16 protein-coding genes are annotated in these 17,542 nt (G+C 32.9%); 7 read left to right on the top strand and 9 right to left on the bottom strand.

Annotation, left to right across the window (positions count from 1 at the left end):
- On the top strand, positions 1–2,514 hold a 2,514-nt coding region (locus E1J38_RS12280), incomplete at its 5' end, for a fibronectin type III domain-containing protein (RefSeq protein WP_145774412.1).
- A gap of 328 nt (positions 2,515–2,842) precedes the next feature.
- Here the strand turns inward: E1J38_RS12280 and hisS are convergent.
- The 5 genes from hisS to rpsF all read right to left on the bottom strand — a co-directional run bounded on the left by hisS (position 2,843) and on the right by rpsF (position 6,322).
- Positions 2,843–4,462 (bottom strand): histidine--tRNA ligase, encoded by a 1,620-nt coding sequence (gene hisS, locus E1J38_RS12275; protein WP_133357146.1) that lies wholly within the window; start codon positions 4,460–4,462, stop codon positions 2,843–2,845.
- A gap of 216 nt (positions 4,463–4,678) precedes the next feature.
- Positions 4,679–5,146 (bottom strand): DUF6495 family protein, encoded by a 468-nt coding sequence (locus tag E1J38_RS12270; protein WP_133357145.1) that lies wholly within the window; start codon positions 5,144–5,146, stop codon positions 4,679–4,681.
- Positions 5,147–5,218: 72 nt separating this feature from the next.
- Complete coding sequence (rplI, locus tag E1J38_RS12265) at positions 5,219–5,671, bottom strand: 50S ribosomal protein L9 (protein WP_133357144.1); 453 nt, start codon at positions 5,669–5,671, stop codon at positions 5,219–5,221.
- 13 nt (positions 5,672–5,684) lie between these two features.
- Positions 5,685–5,981 carry a 30S ribosomal protein S18 gene (gene rpsR / locus E1J38_RS12260; protein WP_130938278.1) on the bottom strand — a complete coding sequence of 99 codons (297 nt, stop codon included), beginning with the start codon at positions 5,979–5,981 and terminating at the stop codon, positions 5,685–5,687.
- Positions 5,982–5,983: 2 nt separating this feature from the next.
- Complete coding sequence (gene rpsF / locus E1J38_RS12255; RefSeq protein WP_133357143.1) at positions 5,984–6,322, bottom strand: 30S ribosomal protein S6; 339 nt, start codon at positions 6,320–6,322, stop codon at positions 5,984–5,986.
- A 197-nt stretch (positions 6,323–6,519) separates the two neighbouring features.
- On the opposite strand from rpsF, the gene E1J38_RS12250 reads away from it, so the two are divergent.
- Positions 6,520–7,215 (top strand): LytR/AlgR family response regulator transcription factor, encoded by a 696-nt coding sequence (locus E1J38_RS12250; protein WP_133357142.1) that lies wholly within the window; start codon positions 6,520–6,522, stop codon positions 7,213–7,215.
- A 133-nt stretch (positions 7,216–7,348) separates the two neighbouring features.
- Here E1J38_RS12250 and priA read toward each other — a convergent pair whose 3' ends face one another.
- The 3 genes from priA to nadC all read right to left on the bottom strand — a co-directional run bounded on the left by priA (position 7,349) and on the right by nadC (position 11,664).
- Positions 7,349–9,802: a replication restart helicase PriA gene (gene priA / locus E1J38_RS12245; protein ID WP_133357141.1), complete on the bottom strand. Its 2,454-nt coding sequence runs from the start codon at positions 9,800–9,802 to the stop codon at positions 7,349–7,351.
- Between the two features lie 3 nt (positions 9,803–9,805).
- Positions 9,806–10,732, bottom strand: coding sequence for a YihY/virulence factor BrkB family protein (locus tag E1J38_RS12240; protein ID WP_133357140.1), 927 nt, complete (start codon positions 10,730–10,732; stop codon positions 9,806–9,808).
- A gap of 71 nt (positions 10,733–10,803) precedes the next feature.
- Complete coding sequence (gene nadC / locus E1J38_RS12235; protein WP_133357139.1) at positions 10,804–11,664, bottom strand: carboxylating nicotinate-nucleotide diphosphorylase; 861 nt, start codon at positions 11,662–11,664, stop codon at positions 10,804–10,806.
- Between the two features lie 126 nt (positions 11,665–11,790).
- Between nadC and rlmH the strand changes: the two genes are divergently transcribed.
- Positions 11,791–12,264 carry a 23S rRNA (pseudouridine(1915)-N(3))-methyltransferase RlmH gene (rlmH, locus tag E1J38_RS12230; protein ID WP_133357138.1) on the top strand — a complete coding sequence of 158 codons (474 nt, stop codon included), beginning with the start codon at positions 11,791–11,793 and terminating at the stop codon, positions 12,262–12,264.
- 45 nt (positions 12,265–12,309) lie between these two features.
- Here the strand turns inward: rlmH and hpf are convergent, their stop codons facing one another.
- The gene (gene hpf / locus E1J38_RS12225) at positions 12,310–12,609 is read right to left on the bottom strand and encodes a ribosome hibernation-promoting factor, HPF/YfiA family (RefSeq protein ID WP_133357137.1); all 300 of its coding nucleotides are present in this window, start codon (positions 12,607–12,609) and stop codon (positions 12,310–12,312) included.
- Positions 12,610–12,865: 256 nt separating this feature from the next.
- Between hpf and E1J38_RS12220 the strand changes: the two genes are divergently transcribed.
- The 4 genes from E1J38_RS12220 (at position 12,866) to E1J38_RS12205 (ending at position 17,503) form a co-directional block, all read left to right on the top strand.
- Positions 12,866–13,441, top strand: coding sequence for a non-canonical purine NTP diphosphatase (locus E1J38_RS12220; protein WP_133357136.1), 576 nt, complete (start codon positions 12,866–12,868; stop codon positions 13,439–13,441).
- Positions 13,442–13,516: 75 nt separating this feature from the next.
- Complete coding sequence (locus E1J38_RS12215) at positions 13,517–15,736, top strand: RelA/SpoT family protein (RefSeq protein WP_133357151.1); 2,220 nt, start codon at positions 13,517–13,519, stop codon at positions 15,734–15,736.
- 26 nt (positions 15,737–15,762) lie between these two features.
- Entirely contained in the window at positions 15,763–16,215 is a 453-nt protein-coding gene (locus E1J38_RS12210; protein ID WP_133357135.1) for a Fur family transcriptional regulator, read from the top strand.
- 13 nt (positions 16,216–16,228) lie between these two features.
- Entirely contained in the window at positions 16,229–17,503 is a 1,275-nt protein-coding gene (locus tag E1J38_RS12205; RefSeq protein ID WP_133357134.1) for an adenylosuccinate synthase, read from the top strand.
- Positions 17,504–17,542 lie beyond the last annotated feature (39 nt).

The raw sequence follows: 17,542 nt of genomic DNA, 5'->3' as shown, positions 1-17,542 counted from the left end.
TCGATTGTTTCTGGTCCTGCAAATGTTTCTGGTAATACAGTTACCCTTACAGGTGCCACTGGAACTGTTACCGTAAGAGCTAGTCAAGCTGGAAATAGTACCTATAACGCTGCAGCACATGTAGACCAATCTTTTGAGGTACTACCCGCGCCTTGCTTGCAACCTCCTACTGGATTGACTGCTTCTAATATAGCTCCGTCTTCTGCTACTATTAGCTGGAATACAGTCCAAAATTCTACATACAACTATCAGTATAGAGAGGTGGGTTCATCAAACTGGATTACGCAAAGCTCCTCAAGTAATTCAGTAACATTATCAAACTTAGTACCTTCAACACAATATGAAGCCCAAGTTAGTAGCGTTTGTCCTGATACTTCAGAATCATCATATAGCTCCCCAATTACTTTTACAACGACATCAATAAATTATTGCGCGTCAACTTCTGGTAGCAATAATCGAGAATATATAGGGCGTGTTCAATTAAATACTATTAATAATTCATCGGGGCCTACCTTATATTCAGATTTTACTAATATTTCAACTACAGTTGAGAAAGGTAGCCAGTATACTATAACTATCACCCCAGAATGGACTGGTCGTTCAAGACGCGAAGGCTATGGTATATGGATAGATTATAATTATGATGGGGATTTTGATGACTCTGGTGAGCAAATTTTATCACAAAGCCCTACCAAAAGCAGTCAAATAAGTACAAGTTTTACTGTACCACAAACAGCAGCTGAAACTTCATTTAGAATGCGTGTAAGTATGAAGTATAATGGCACACCTACATCCTGTGAATCCTTTAGTGATGGAGAGGTTGAGGATTACACAATTACAATTGAGCCTACTGGACCTGATATTACGCCTCCTTCTGCTCCAACTGGTTTATTCGCTAGTAATACATCAGATTCATCAACAGACTTGTCTTGGAATGCCTCTACAGATAATATTGGTGTAACAGGTTATGATGTTTATCAAAATGGCGGTTTTATAGCTAATGTTACTAACACGTCTTACCAAGTAACTGGGTTATCCCCTAGCACAGTTTATACATTTTATGTTATAGCCAGAGATGCAGCGGGTAATAGTTCGGGACAAAGCAATACTGCTAACATCACAACTCAAGATCCACCAGATACCCAGGCTCCAACTACGCCTACAGGTTTAATTACTAATAACACTACGGAGTTTACAACTGATTTAGTCTGGAATGCATCTACAGATAATGTCGGGGTCACAGGTTATGACATCTTCCAAGATGGGAATTTCATAATTAATGTTGCTAATACCTCTTATCAAGTTACTGGTTTATCACCCTCAACCACATATGGATTCTATGTTATTGCTAGAGATGCTGCTGGCAATAGCTCGGGACAAAGCAATCAAGTGAATGTAACAACAAATGATTTTATTGATACTGAAGCACCTACCACACCATCTGGTTTAAGTACTTCTAATATAACGGAAACTACAATTGATTTAGATTGGAATGCATCAACGGATAATGTTGGGGTTACTGGTTACGATATTTATCAAGATGGTTCATTAATTATAAATATACCAGGAACTTCTTACCAAGTTACAGGACTAACTGAAGATACCAATTATGCATTTTATGTTATTGCAAAAGATGCTGCTGGCAATAGTTCTGGACAAAGCAATACAGCCAATACCACAACCCTAGCAGCTCCCACTTGTACTGATGGTATTCAAAATGGTGATGAAACAGGTGTCGATTGTGGCGGATCTGTATGTACTGCTTGTCCTCCAGGCGACGTTATAATTCATGAAGGTTTTTTTGAAACTGGTTTTGATGGATGGACAGAAGGGGGAAAAGATGTTTTCTACTACTCTGGATCGTTTGCTTTTGAAGGTGTTTCTGCAATTAGATTAAGAGATTCGGGTGTTTCTGCATCAATAACCTCTCCTGTATTTGATTTGTCTCCATTCAATCAAATTGAGGTAAACTTCTATTTCTATTCCAATGGTTTTTCGGCAAGTGACGGTATAGTGCTTCAATACAATGATGGTAGTGGGTGGACAACAGTATCTAGCTGGCAAGTAGGAGCAGATTTTGGCGATAATACATTCTTTAATGCCGTGGCCATTTTAGACAGTTCACAGTATACTTTAATAAGTAACGGCCAATTTAGAATTCAGTGTAATGCATCTGCCAAAAACGATAATATTTATGTAGATCAAGTTATTATAACTGGCATAGTAAACAACTCAGCAAACAAAACTACTACAAGTAAGAGCTCTAACTTTTCTGATGGTAGTGAATCTGCTAATTTTGTATTGCATCCCAACCCAGTTGAAAACGTCTTAAGAGTTAGAATCAATAATAGCTCTAAATATTCTTATAGAATAATAAACACTTTAGGTAAAGTTGTAAAATATGGAGAAAATATTGCCAAAGATATTGATGTTATTAATTTAGAAAGCGGACTTTATTTTATAAATATTTTTAACAACGAAGAATCTTTATCTAAAAAGTTTGTAAAAAAATAACCTTAAATACTAATTACAACTAAAAATAAAACCCCGAATTTGGTTCGGGGTTTTATTTTTAGTGTATTTCATCGATTTTTTTAATCATTTTATCGACTATAATGCTATTTTTACTATATTTGATTTGCTACCGATATGGTTATCAAGCTAATACTAGATAATACAATTATTGGAAATCAATTTAACTCTAAAATTTAGAAGAAAGTTATAGTAAAGCATAGTTTAGTTTAGTTTTTTAGTTTAGTTAGTTTGAATTAGTTAATGTAGAACCCCAAATCTACCAAAAATCTTTACTATTACTTATGAGCCCTGAAATTCAGGGCTCTTTTTATTTTACTTTTGAAATTAAGTCTTCCAAAGAAACTTTATACTGCTCGCCAGAAATCATCTCTTTTAAAGTATAAGTATTTGAATCCATTTCATCTTCGCCAACTAAAACCACAAAAGGAATACTACGTCTATTGGCATGTGACATTTGCTTTTTCATTTTAGCTGCATCGGGGTATATTTCTGCATTAACTCCTGCTTCTCGTAACGTTTTGATAGCTTTTAAAGAAAATAAAGCTTCCTTATTCCCAAAGTTAATAAAGAGCACCTCAACATTTTTATTAACTGTTTTAGGGAATAAATTCAGTTCTTCTAAAACCAAATAGATACGGTCTAACCCAAAGCTAATACCAACACCACTCATGTTGGGCATGCCGAAGATTCCGGTTAAATCGTCGTAACGCCCACCGCCCCCAATGGATCCTATTTTTACGTCTTTAGGTGCTGCTACTTCAAAAATAGCACCAGTATAATAGTTTAAACCTCGCGCTAACGTAACATCTAACTGCAAGGTTGTGCTTGATAATCCTAATTCTGAAATAGCTGAATTGATAAAAGCCAGTTCTTCTATGCCTTTTAAACCATCTTCGGAAGTTGATAAAATGGTTTTTAAACTTTCTATTTGAGACTCAAACGAACCCGATAATGAGAACAACGGTTGTAATTTAGAGATTCCTGTTTCTGAAATTCCTTTTGACAGCATTTCTTCTTTTACCTTCTCCTCTCCTATTTTATCGAGTTTATCAAGCGACACCGTAAAATCTATTAACTTATCTGAAGCGCCAATCACTTCGGCAATTCCAGATAAAATTTTTCGGTTATTAATTTTAATAGTAACGCCTTCTAATTTTAGGCTTGAAAAAACAGTATCATATAATTGTAAAAACTCCACTTCTTGCCAAAGTGAGTCACTACCAACCACATCGGCATCACATTGATAAAACTCTCTAAAACGTCCTTTTTGAGGTCTATCTGCTCTCCAAACGGGTTGTATTTGATAACGTTTAAACGGAAATTCAATCTCGTTCTGGTGTTGTACCACATAACGCGCAAACGGTACTGTAAGATCATAGCGGAGGGCTTTTTCTGAGATTCTATTAGATAACTCTTTAGAATCAAAAGAAAATTCAAGGTGAAATGACATTATGAAAATTCTAATTAAATCTTCATTAGAGTAATTATCATCGCTAACAATCTCTATAAAATTATTCTTTTCTCTGAGCATCAACCTCTTTAATCTCTCATGATTCTTGTTTGCTTTTGGATAATAATATCTTTCTAAACAATAGTTTAAATTATCTTCATAATCTTTATTCGTATCTTTTATAAATTGATTAAAAAACTTGAGAAATTCATTAGCAGCTAAAAAGTTTTTAGACCTATCCCTATTTAAAACATTCATAAAATCCCCAGAATTCAATATTTTAAAAATCAAACGGTCGCCTTCATCACCATATTTTCCCATTAAGGTCTCCGAGTTTTCAAAACTTGGGGTTTCAATGGGCTGAAATCCAAACGTTTCAAAAGCATCACGAATGGTATTGAAAATGTAATGTCTTTTTGCTACCTGTTCTGGGTTAAAATCTCGTGTTCCTTTAGGTATGCTTGGTTTTTGAGCCATGTTAAACAAAGTCGACACTGCTAAATATAAACTTCAGCAGGCATTTTTTTAGTTATTAAAACATTTATAGTGGATTCCTGCTTATGCAGGAAACGACAAAAATAAAGAATGAAAGTGTCATTGCGAGCTTTTTGAAGAGAAAATAGCGTAGCAATCTCACAACATAAGCGAAACTTTTTTATTAAGTTTACTTTAATGCCTCTAAAGTAATACTAACTAATTGATAAGTTTGTCAAAATACCTAAATAAATCTCCTTTGGTAATAACAGCGCCTTGCTCAATCATTTTAAACTTATCTAAGTTTTTATCTTCAGAATATGCTTTATTAGCCTGCAAAAATTCAACATTTTCATCCATTAAATTGTCTCGTAGCCAATTGTAACCCTCTGTTGTAGTGATATCTATATCATGTTTCACATTAACCACAATAGCTTGCATGTTATCTTCACCCAACTTAAACAAATACATGTGTTTGGCAGATATATGTTCTAAATACTCTGCAGTATTTAAAACACCTTCCCAAATTAAATCGCTAAAAACATCCAGTTCGGTTTCGGCTAATTCGGGTTTATTTTCTTTTAAATTTTTCCACTCTTCTGCCGTAATAGATTGGGTTGCCAAAAAGTTAATAAACTCTTGGTGTAATTCTTCAAACTGTTCTTTAGTAAGTCTACTATACTTCATTTTATTAAAAAATTATAATAAAAAAACCGTTTAGAAGTCTCTAAACGGTTTTTAAATATTCTAAATCTGAAATTATTTAGCTTGTGCTATAACTTCAAATGGTAACTCAACAGATACTTCTCTGTGTAAACGTATAATGGCATTGTATTTACCCAAACGTTTCACGTTTCCACCAATTACATTGATGAATTTTTTATCTATTTCTTGTCCTTCTTTTTCTAAAGCGGCTGCTACGTCAATATTATTCACAGAACCGAATAATTTATCTCCAGTACCAACTTTAGAAGCTATTTTAATTTCTAGTCCTTTTAATACTTCTGCAACTGCATTAGCATCATCAACTATTTTCTTCTCTTTATAAGCCCTTTGTTTTAAGTTTTCTGCTAATACTTTCTTTGCAGAAACAGTAGCCAAAATAGCTTTTCCTGTAGGAATTAAAAAGTTTCTACCGTAACCATTCTTAACTGTTACAACATCGTCTTTAAATCCTAAATTCTCAACGTCTTGTTTTAATATAAGTTCCATTGTTATCGGTATTTTACTTTAATAAATCTGCTACGTATGGCATTAAAGCTAAGTGACGTGCTCTTTTTACTGCTACAGACACTTTTCTTTGGTACTTTAATGAAGTTCCTGTTAAACGTCTCGGTAAAATTTTACCTTGCTCATTTACAAACTTTAATAAGAAATCTGGGTCTTTGTAATCTATATACTTAATTCCAGATTTTTTGAAACGACAATATTTCTTTTGCTTATTAGTTTCAATATTAAGCGGAGTTAAATATCTAATTTCTCCGTCTTTCTTTCCTTTTGCTTGTTGATCTATTGATGCCATAATTAAGCTTTTTGTTTAAGTTTTTCTCTTCGTCTTTCTGCCCATGCTACAGCATGTTTATCTAACTTAACTGTTAAATAGCGCATAAAACGCTCATCACGTCTAAACTCTAATTCTAGATCACCAATTACCTCACCAGCAACAGTGTACTCAAATAAGTGATAAAAACCACTTTTCTTGTTTTGAATTGGGTAAGCCAACTTTTTTAGCCCCCAGTCTTCTTTAGCTATCATCTTAGCGCCGTTAGAAACAAGAAAATCTTCGTATTTCTTTACTGTTTCCTTTATCTGATCATCAGATAAAACGGGATTTAAGATGAAAACAGTCTCATAATGATTCATAAAAATCTATTTAATTGTTAAAAATTGGGTGCAAAATTAGTTAAATATTTCATATATTGCAAGCATAACCCTAATAATTACTATGCGTTTTTAAAATGTTAAAATTATGTTAAATAACGCATTTTATCGATGATTTTTGGTTTTTAACCGAATTTTTCGTACTATTGTCGATATCTTAACCGAAATAATATAATGTTATGACTTTAAACTGTGTAGTAGTAGACGACTCAGCGATACAAAGGCTCTCTATTGTTAAATTAGTTGAAAATCACCCATCACTTAATTTAATAGCAGAGTACAGTAGTGCTTTAGAGACGAAAAATGGTTTAAATACGCACCAAGTAGACCTTATCTTTTTAGACATTGAAATGCCAGTACTAAACGGATTTGAACTTCTGGACGTATTAAACAAGAAACCTCAAATTATTTTTGTAACCGGTAAAACCGAATATGCTTTTAAAGCATTTAATTATGATGCTACCGATTATTTACACAAACCAATTACAAGAGAACGCTTTAACGTTTCTGTAGAAAAAGCCCTTGAGCAACATAAATTAACTCAAGACTTTAACGAAGAAGAAGGAGAACATATCTTTGTAAAGAGCAACCTTAAAAAACGTAAGGTTTACATTAAAGACATTAAATGGATTGAAGCTTTGGGTGATTATGTGAAACTAGTTACAGAAGAAACAAGCTTAGTTGTATTATCTACAATGAAAGCTTTTGAAGCCGAATTACCTGAAGGTAAGTTTTTAAGAATCCACAAATCATATATTGTAAATCTTGATAAGATTGATAGGTTTAACAGTAAAAATGTTGAAGTGGGTGCTTATGAGATTCCTTTAAGTAGAAACAAAAAGACGCAACTGGTTGACGCTTTAAATAATATTTAGAATCTTGTTTTGATAAAACTTAACTTGTTTCAGTTTTTCAAAAAGTAACTAGGTTTAAAATGAAACTAAAGTGAGATTTCAATTTATATTGGTATAATGCAATCGCGAAATTTGAAAATAAATTTCTATTTCACTAAAAGTTATCGACATTTAAAATTACTTTAACCGACCGAAAATCTTTTATACTTAAGAAGCTATTATTTATTTTGATGATAGCTTCTTTTGTTTTTGACAGGGATTGTTTCTTAGGTATTTTAACCAAAATATTTTTGTGAAACTGATTCCTTATTCTTCCTATTGGGGGTGATTCTGGCCCCAAAACAGTATCACCAAAAAATTGTCTCAAAGACTTTGCAAACCATATGGCAGCAGATTCTACTTTATTGTAATCTTTGTGCTTTAGCGAGATTTTAATCTGCTTGTAAACCGGTGGATACTTATAATTATATCTATCATTCATTTGCTCATTATACATATCAATATAATTATTAGTTGATACTTGCTGCAAAATATTGTGATACGGATTATAAGTTTGAATCAAAACTTTACCGCGCTCTTCTGTGCGCCCTGCTCTACCCGATACCTGAACCATTAACTGAAAACTGCGCTCATGTGCTCTAAAATCTGGGAAATTTAGCATATTATCTGCATTCATGATTCCCACCAACTTTACGTTTCTAAAATCTAACCCTTTTGTGAGCATTTGCGTGCCTACCAGAATATCAATTTCCTGTTGCTCTAAGGCAGTTATTATTTTTTCATAACCATATTTACCTCTGGTGGTATCTAAATCCATTCTTGCAACTTTGGCATTAGGAAATAATAATTTAACCTCCTCTTCTATCTGCTCTGTTCCAAAACCTTTGCTATCTAAATCTGGACTTCCACAAGCCAAACAATCTTGAAGCATGGCCATATTATAGCCACAATAATGACAACGTAATTGATTTCTATAACGATGATACGTTAAACTTACATCGCAATTAGGGCACTGTGGCGAATGCCCACAAGAATTACACTCTACAATTGGAGAAAAGCCACGCCTATTTTGAAATAGAATAACTTGCTGCTTTTCATTCAGCACCTCGGTCATTTCTTTAATAAGTCTATCGCTAAAATGTCCTGACATACGTTTACGTTTATGCTTGTCTTTTATATCCACAAGTTCGATATCGGGCATTAAAACGTTATTGTATCTATGCATTAACTCAACAAAACCATACTTACCTTGTTTCGCATTAAAATAACTTTCTAAACTAGGGGTAGCAGATCCTAACAAGGTTTTTGCCTTATGAATAGCAGCTAAAACCACTGCTGTATCTCTTGCATGATAGCGAGGTGCTGGATCAAACTGCTTGAAAGATTGCTCGTGTTCTTCATCCACAATTATGAGTCCTAAATTATTAAAAGGTAAAAAAATAGATGATCGTGCTCCTAGAACAATTTTTGCCTTTGTTGAATTGTTTAAAACGTTATTCCAAACTTCAACCCGTTCTTGAGCAGAATATTTAGAATGAAAAATTGCTACCTGCTCACCAAAATAATTTTGTAATCTAGTAACTAATTGGGTTGTTAAAGCTATTTCTGGCAACAAATACAAGACCTGTTTTCCAGCTATTAAAATAGCTTCTATTAGTTTAACATAAATTTCAGTTTTCCCAGATGATGTTACACCGTGAAGTAAGGTTACATTATGTTCATTGAAACATTCCTTTATCTGTTTTAATGCAGTTTCTTGATAATTATTTAAGCTTTTAGATGCTTCATTATCTTGTCCATCATATTGAACCCGATCTGTTTGAATATAATATTCCACTAAAACACCTTTATCTATTAAAGCCTTAATAGTTTGTGAGGATGCCCCACTTTCATTACTTAAATCTGAAAACTTAATCGGTTTTCGTGTTGTAGCCGAAAGCGAAAACAAGGTCATTATTACCTCACGTTGTTTGGGTGCTCTATTCAGATTTTCTAACAAATCCTGTAAAACCTCATCTTTAGAAAAATTTGAGTGTAATTTCACATAACGAACCAACTTTGGCTTATACTTTTCATAAACTTCCTCCTCTACAGTAATAGCTTTTTTTTCAATAAGCCTCTTAATTACCGGAAGCACATTCTTTTTATCAAGAATATTTGAAATATCATGAATCTTTAAAGACGACTGATGCTGTAATGCTTCGTAAATTAAAAACTCATCATCTTTTAAAATAGACTCATCTATTTCTTTTATGAAATTTTTAGTAACTACCGTTTCGCTTTCTAAAATAAAAGCCGTTGGTAAAGCGGCACGCATTACATCACCTAAAGTACACATGTAATAATTGGAAATCCACTGCCATAATTCTAGCTGAATTTTATTGACAATAGGTGTTTCATCTAAAATCTGATGAATCTCTTTGGCCTCATATACCGTTGGAGCATTATTGTGAATGTTAAATACTAAACCTGTATAGATTTTGGATTTTCCAAAAGGAACAGCCACCCGCATACCTGTTTTTAAAAAACTAGCTTCAGATGGTGTTATGCCATAAGTAAATAACTTTTGAAGCGGAATTGGAAGTATAACATCAATAAAATACGGCATAAACTAGCATCTTTTACGCAGTTTATTCAAAGAGGCATTTAGCTCATATCCCAACAATAAAATATTGGCATTCAACCACAGATAAAACAGTAAAATCAACAAAGCACCTATTGAGCCATATAGCTTATTATACTGCCCAAAGTTTTCAATATATACACCAAATAAATAAGAAGATAACATAATAAGCAATGTGGTAAAAAGTGCTCCTATTGAAAAGAATTTTGAATGTTTCCCTTCGTGGGTTCCAAAGTAATACAAAGTGGCAGTTGCCAAATAAACCATGACTATGAAAAAGAAATACTGAACAAAACTAGCCCAAAACACATTTTGGGAATCTACCTCCAGTACCGCTAATAATTCTTGTACTACATATATCTGGAAATATCCCAAAAAGGCAATGGTAAGAATTAATAAAAATGCCAATATTAGTGCTATACCCAAAGCATATATGTATTGTTTAAATACATTTCTAGTCAATTGTTCGTGATATGAATTTTCAAATCCCGAAAACACAGCATTGACTCCATTTGCCATTAAAGCAATAGACAATACAAAAACAGACGACAGTAAACCGCCTCTTTGAGATTGATCTATATTGTCAAAAATATTATGAATAAAAAAATCCGAGGTATTAGGTGGTAAAAAGGATTCTAAGAACCCTAAAAAGTCTGTTTTAAACCCTTCAACTGGGATATAAGGAATAATGAAAAGCACAAAAAGTAAAAACGGAAATAGAGCCATAAAGAAACTAAAAGCAATAGCACTGGCACGAGTTGTTAATGCCCCTTTTGCAATACCAATAATATAAAGTTCCAATAAATCATAAAGAGATAAGCCCTCTAAACCTGGAAGTTTAATTTTTTTTAAAAACCGCACTAAGACATTTAAAACCGGAATTTTATCTAGTTTGTCTTCAATGGGTTTAGTCATAAATTAATTGAATTAAGAAGTTAACACAAAGTTATTAAAATATGACCTTAGTAAACAATAGCTAAAAGAAACTATTTTATAGCTTTTAAGCTTAAATCCATATTGTGAACCGAATGTGTTAAAGCCCCACAAGAAATAAAGTTTACACCACACTCTGCATAATGTCTAATGGTATCTTCGTTGATGTTACCAGAAGATTCTGTTAAGCATTTATCACCAATCATTTTTACAGCCTTCCTAGTATCTTCGTAATCAAAGTTATCAAGCAAAATTCTGTAGACACCATCGTTTCTTAAAATTTCTTCAACCTCACTTAAATCTCTAGCTTCAACCATAATATTTAAGTTCTTACCAGTTTCTCTTAAATACAACTTACTTGTTTCAATGGCTTTAGTAATGCCTCCAGCAAAGTCAATGTGGTTATCCTTGAGCATAATCATATCATATAAAGCAAATCTGTGATTTTCACCTCCACCAATTTTTACTGCCCATTTTTCAAGCACCCTAATACCTGGAGTGGTTTTTCTTGTATCTAAAATTTTGGTATTAGTTCCTTTAACAAGGTTCACAAAATGCCTTGTTTTAGTTGCAATGGCACTCATACGTTGCATGGAATTAAGTACAGTGCGCTCTGCTTTTAAAATGGATTGGGATGGTCCTTCAATGTACATAACCACATCACCATAGGTAACTTCTTCACCATCTTCAATACGAACATCTAATCTTAGATTTTTATCAACGTAAGCAAAAATTTTCTTTGCAAAGTTAACACCACCAATAACGCCTTTATCCTTTACTAATATTTTAGCCTTTCCTCTAGCATTCTCTGGGATACAGGCTAATGAACTATGATCGCCATCTCCAACATCCTCTCTTATTGCATTAGTAATTATAGCTCTTACCTCTTGATCAAACTGCTCTTGTGTAATCATATTTTTGTTGGTTTGCGACAAAAATAATAAATAGATTTGCTTTTTTAAATTTTAGATTTATGAAATTGCTATTTATTTTAGTTTTAAATAAAAATTTCGCAAATACAAATACTTATTTTTGATTTTATGACGATAAGACTTCTTGCCATTGGTAAAACAGATAATAATGAATTACAGCAACTTATAAACCAGTATATTAAACGATTAGGGTTTTACATTAAATTTTCCTTTGAAATAATTCCTGATTTAAAAAATACTAAAAACTTAAGTGAAGAACAGCAGAAACAAAAAGAAGGCGAGCTTATTTTAAACCTGACAGGTAAGTCTGATACGCTGATTCTATTAGACGAAAAAGGCAAGCAATATAGTTCTGTAGTATTTTCTGAATACCTTCAAAAACACATGAACTCTGGTATTAAACAACTCGTTTTTGTTATTGGGGGTCCTTATGGGTTTTCAGAAGCTATTTACCAAAGAGCCAACGGTAAATTATCGTTATCAAAAATGACTTTTTCACATCAAATGGTTAGATTGTTCTTTATTGAACAACTGTACAGAGGTTTTACCATTTTAAAAAACGAACCTTATCACCATCAATAAAAAGTAACAATAGTAATAAGGTTGTTTTAGCAAAATATGTGATGCTTAATGGCTACTAAAAACTTGCTTACGCTTTTTTAATTGTATTTCTAGATCCTTTATGGTGTTCTTTACCGCTTCTTCGTATTGATCTTCATTAGAACTGGCAAAAATTCTAGGTCCAGGGGCACTTAATTCAATTTTACATATTTTCCCTTTTTCTTTGGCATTATGTTCTACTTCAAAATAGACTTCGGCTTTAATAATCCAATCGTATTTTTTATGAAGATTGTTTAGCTTTTCTGTTACATAGGTGTTCATAGCTTCACTGTTGCCAATATGAACGTATTGAATGTTTATATTCATAGTCATTAATCAATTTAATTAAACAATATTATAAATTTAGAATTCTTTGTAAAAAAATCAAGTGATATTTATCATTTTAAAAATATTTTCATAGTTGGGTTAGATTGTTTCCTGTTTTGGGCTTGCAGATTCACTAATGCAAACACAAAAAACAATAAAACAAGTGATTTTTTCATAACTATAAATTTTATTTTTGCTTTGTATTCCATAAAACTAATTAAAAAAAGTTAATAAGGCTAGAAGCCTTTTATTTAAAATGAACAAACTCGTATTTGCAACTAATAATTTGAATAAACTCAAAGAGGTACAACTTATAATTCCCGAAGACATAGAACTTTTAAGTTTAAACGATATAGGATGTTTTGAAGATATTCCTGAAACTCAAGAAACAATAGAAGGCAACGCAATTCAAAAAGCACAATACATAAAAACAAATTACGGCTATGATTGTTTTGCGGATGACACTGGATTAGAAGTTGATACTTTAAATGGGGCTCCAGGGGTATATTCTGCAAGATATGCTGGTGATCAACGAAATTCAGAAGACAACACAAAAAAACTTCTAAAAGAGTTAAAAAACAAAGAAAATAGAAGTGCACAGTTTAAAACGGTTATTGCCCTTATAATCAATAATGAATTACAAACTTTCACAGGGGTTTGTGAGGGTGTTATTACCAAAATAAAACTAGGTAAAAAAGGATTTGGATACGACCCAATTTTTAAACCTAATGGGTACAAGGACACCTTTGCACAAATGGACTTAAGTATAAAAAATAAGATTGGTCACCGTGGAAAAGCAGTTAAAAAACTTATAGACTTTTTAAATTCTTAAACCCATCATTTCAAGTTTACAAAAAACAGTCTTCTTGTTGGCTGTTACTATTCTTTATATTACTTTTAATCTATGATGACAGCCCAAGAGATTGAAAAAGAAAATGCAGCCATTACCAAAGCCTACAAAGAGCTTTTAAAAGTAAGCTATACTACGCTTTCTGACGAGGACAAAAAACTTATAAGAAGTGCTTTTGAAGTTGCTATGGATGGTCATAAAGACCAGCGCAGAAAATCTGGAGAGGCTTATATTTTCCATCCGTTGGCTGTAGCAAAAATTGTAGCTCAAGAAATTGGGTTAGATGCCACCTCTATTGCCGCTGCACTTCTTCATGATGTAGTTGAGGATAGCCCCGATTATACTATTGAAGATATAAGAAAACGTTTTGGAGAAACCGTAGCCACCATTGTTGATGGGCTTACTAAGATTTCATCAATGAGTAAGGAAAAAGACATGGATGTGTCTTTGCAGGCAGAAAACTTCCGTAAAATGCTACTTACTCTTAATGATGATGTACGGGTTATTATTATTAAAATTGCAGATAGACTTCACAACATGCAGACCATGGACTCCATGCGTACGGATAAGCAAGAAAAAATAGCCTCAGAAACACTTTACATTTATGCGCCGCTAGCTCATAGAATTGGACTATACAATATTAAAAGTGAACTTGAAGATTTGGGTCTTAAATACACAGACCCCGACATTTATTTTGATATTTTAGGTAAAATAAAAGAAAGTAAAGAAGAACAAGACGAATATATCAATCAGTTTAGTAGTGTTATTAAAAAATCTTTAGACAAAGAGAACTTTAAGTATACCATTAAAGGACGACCAAAATCTATTTTTTCAATTAGAAAAAAGATGAGAAATCAAGGCGTATCTTTTGATGAAGTCTACGATAAATTTGCTATCCGAATAATTTATGAAAGTGATTTAGAAAACGAGAAATTCTTTGCTTGGAAAATCTACTCTATAGTTACAGATCACTTTAGACCAAACCCCATAAGATTACGCGATTGGATTTCATCCCCAAAGTCTACGGGATATGAAGCATTACACATAACCGTAATGGGACCTAAAGGACGGTGGGTTGAAGTACAGATTAGAAGTGAGCGCATGAACGAAATAGCTGAAAAAGGTTATGCTGCCCATTACAAGTACAAACAAGGTAACGAAAAAGAAGATAATTTAGATACTTGGATTAACAGGCTTCAAGAAGCACTTGAAAATCCGGAAACCAATGCTGTTGACTTTGTAGAGCAGTTTAAATTAAATCTTTATTCTAAAGAAATATTTGTATTCACCCCCAGAGGAGATTTAAAATCGTTACCTAAAGGAGCTACGGCTTTAGACTTTGCGTTTAGTATACATACCGAAGTTGGAATGAAAACCAGGGGCGCCAAAGTTAACGGTAAATTAGTACCTTTAAGTCATGAGCTAAAAAGTGGTGACCAAGTGGATATTTTAACCTCCGAAACCACAAAACCAAACACAAACTGGTTAGATTATACCACTACTGCTAGAGCAAGAAGCAAAATAAAATCATCTCTTCGCGAGGATAAAAAGCGCATTGGAGAAGAAGGCAAAGAAATTCTTAGACGAAAACTTAAGCAGCTAAAAATCACGCTTAATGAATCCTCTGTAAATGAACTAGTAAACTACTTTAAATTAAAAACTAGTTTAGATTTGTTTTACAGAGTTGGTATTGGCACTATAGACAATACCATGCTTAAAAACTTTGCAGCCTCCAGAAGTAATGCCTTAATGAGCTTTATAAAAAGCAAAATAAAACGTAAGGCAAATGTAACAAAAGAGGATATTGAAAAAGAAGAGGTTACAGCTAACTTTGATTCGCTTGTTTTTGGTAAAGAAGAAGAAAAGTTAGATTATAAGCTGGCTAATTGCTGTAACCCAATTCCAGGAGACCAAGTATTTGGGTTTTTAACAGTTTCAGATGGTATTAAGGTTCACAAAAAAAACTGCCCTAATGCCTTGAGTTTACAATCAAACTATGCTTATAGAATCATATCTGCTAAATGGGTTGATTCAACACAAACCGAATTTTTAGCAAAAATTTCTGTATCTGGAATTGATCATATAGGTCTTGTAAATGAGATAACTCAAGTTATTTCGTCTAACATGCATGTTAACATGAAAAGTCTAAATTTTGAAAGTAATGATGGGCTTTTTTCTGGAAAAATTAATCTTATTGTGAAAAACAATACGATAATAAAAAAGCTTATTGAAAAGCTTAAAAAAATTAATGGTATAGATAAGGTTACCAGATTATAAAAAAGGTGTAAATTTGCCACGAAATTATGAGCGCAAAGGCAGATACTAAAAATCAAGAAATAGTTAAAAGCGTTTTTACTAGTTTTTTAGAGACAAACGGTCACAGAAAAACTCCAGAACGCTATGCTATACTGCAAGAAATCTATAACAGTAATGATCATTTTGATATAGAATCCCTATACCTTAACATGAAAAATAAAAAGTATAGAGTATCTCGTGCCACACTATACAACACCATAGAATTACTTTTGGAATGTGGTTTGGTTAGAAAACACCAATTTGGTCAAAACCAAGCACATTATGAAAAATCTTATTTTGATAAACAACACGACCACGTAATTCTTACTGATACTGGTGAAGTTATAGAATTTTGCGATCCTAGAATCCAATCAATCAAAAAAACTATCGAAGAAGTTTTCGATATCGAAATCAACAACCACTCACTTTATTTTTACGGAAATAGAAAATCAACCAAATAACTAATTTTTTACAATGGCAGTAGATTTACTACTAGGACTACAATGGGGAGACGAAGGCAAAGGTAAAATTGTTGACGTACTTACAAAAAACTATAATATTATTGCCCGTTTTCAAGGTGGACCCAACGCGGGACACACTTTGGTTTTCAACGGAAAAAAACATGTGTTGCACACCATTCCTTCTGGAATTTTTCATGATGATGCTACTAATTTGGTTGGTAACGGTGTGGTTATTGATCCTGTAATTTTTAAGGGAGAGCTTGATAAACTAGAAGAACAAGATATAGACTACAGAAAATCACTTCTTATTTCTCGTAAAGCACATATTATTTTACCTACTCATAGATTATTGGATGCAGCAAGTGAAGCTGCTAAAGGAAAAGCCAAAATAGGCTCTACTTTAAAAGGTATTGGTCCAACTTACATGGATAAAACGGGTAGAAACGGTATTCGTGTGGGAGATTTAGAACTATCGGATTGGAAAGAACGCTACAGAACTTTAGCAGATAAACACGAATCTATGATAGCGTTTTATAATGTTGATATCAATTATGATTTATCTAAATTAGAAGAAGAGTTTTTTGAAGCTGTTGATATTTTAAAATCCTTAACTTTTATTGACTCTGAAGAATATGTATACCAAGCTCAAAAATCAGGTAAAACCATTTTAGCCGAAGGAGCACAAGGCTCTCTTTTAGATATTGATTTTGGAACCTATCCCTTTGTAACCTCAAGTAATACAACAGCTGCTGGAGCTTGTACAGGATTAGGAGTGGCTCCCAACCAAATTGGAGAAGTATTCGGTATTTTTAAAGCTTATACCACAAGAGTTGGATCTGGGCCTTTTCCAACAGAGTTATTTGACGAAGATGGCGAAACTATGGGGCGTGTAGGTCATGAGTTTGGTGCTACTACAGGGCGTAGAAGACGTTGTGGTTGGTTAGATTTAGTGGCTTTAAAATATGCATGTCAGGTTAATGGTGTTACCCAACTTAATATGATGAAAGGTGATGTACTATCAGGATTCAAAACTTTAAAAGTTTGTACTGCTTATAAATACAAAGGCGATGTTATTGAACATTTACCTTACAATATAGAACCAGAAAATGTAGAGCCTGTTTACACTGAAATGAAAGGTTGGGAAGATGATTTAACTACCATGACAGATGCTTCACAATTTCCTAAAGAGTTAAATAATTACATCAACTTTTTAGAAAAAGAACTACAAATTCCTATCACAATTGTTTCTGTTGGTCCAGATAGAAAACAAACTATCTTTAGGAAGTAAAAATTTTAAAAACTGATATAAAAAACGCTCCAAAAATAT

The organism is Seonamhaeicola sediminis, from assembly GCF_004358095.2.
Classification (GTDB): Bacteria; Bacteroidota; Bacteroidia; order Flavobacteriales; family Flavobacteriaceae; genus Seonamhaeicola; species Seonamhaeicola sediminis.
The sequence above is the reverse complement of the archived record's forward strand: the minus strand, read 5'-3'. Positions and strand labels throughout refer to the sequence as shown.

Coding starts and splice junctions, on each gene's coding strand:
- E1J38_RS12250 (WP_133357142.1), top strand. CDS start 6,520: ATGACTTTAAACTGTGTAGTAGTAGACGACTCAGCGATACAAAGGCTC.
- E1J38_RS12210 (WP_133357135.1), top strand. CDS start 15,763: ATGAGCGCAAAGGCAGATACTAAAAATCAAGAAATAGTTAAAAGCGTT.
- rlmH (WP_133357138.1), top strand. CDS start 11,791: ATGACGATAAGACTTCTTGCCATTGGTAAAACAGATAATAATGAATTA.
- E1J38_RS12205 (WP_133357134.1), top strand. CDS start 16,229: ATGGCAGTAGATTTACTACTAGGACTACAATGGGGAGACGAAGGCAAA.
- E1J38_RS12220 (WP_133357136.1), top strand. CDS start 12,866: ATGAACAAACTCGTATTTGCAACTAATAATTTGAATAAACTCAAAGAG.
- nadC (WP_133357139.1), bottom strand. CDS start 11,664: ATGATTACACAAGAGCAGTTTGATCAAGAGGTAAGAGCTATAATTACT.
- E1J38_RS12240 (WP_133357140.1), bottom strand. CDS start 10,732: ATGACTAAACCCATTGAAGACAAACTAGATAAAATTCCGGTTTTAAAT.
- rpsF (WP_133357143.1), bottom strand. CDS start 6,322: ATGAATCATTATGAGACTGTTTTCATCTTAAATCCCGTTTTATCTGAT.
- priA (WP_133357141.1), bottom strand. CDS start 9,802: ATGCCGTATTTTATTGATGTTATACTTCCAATTCCGCTTCAAAAGTTA.
- hisS (WP_133357146.1), bottom strand. CDS start 4,462: ATGGCTCAAAAACCAAGCATACCTAAAGGAACACGAGATTTTAACCCA.
- rplI (WP_133357144.1), bottom strand. CDS start 5,671: ATGGAACTTATATTAAAACAAGACGTTGAGAATTTAGGATTTAAAGAC.
- hpf (WP_133357137.1), bottom strand. CDS start 12,609: ATGAATATAAACATTCAATACGTTCATATTGGCAACAGTGAAGCTATG.
- rpsR (WP_130938278.1), bottom strand. CDS start 5,981: ATGGCATCAATAGATCAACAAGCAAAAGGAAAGAAAGACGGAGAAATT.
- E1J38_RS12215 (WP_133357151.1), top strand. CDS start 13,517: ATGACAGCCCAAGAGATTGAAAAAGAAAATGCAGCCATTACCAAAGCC.
- E1J38_RS12270 (WP_133357145.1), bottom strand. CDS start 5,146: ATGAAGTATAGTAGACTTACTAAAGAACAGTTTGAAGAATTACACCAA.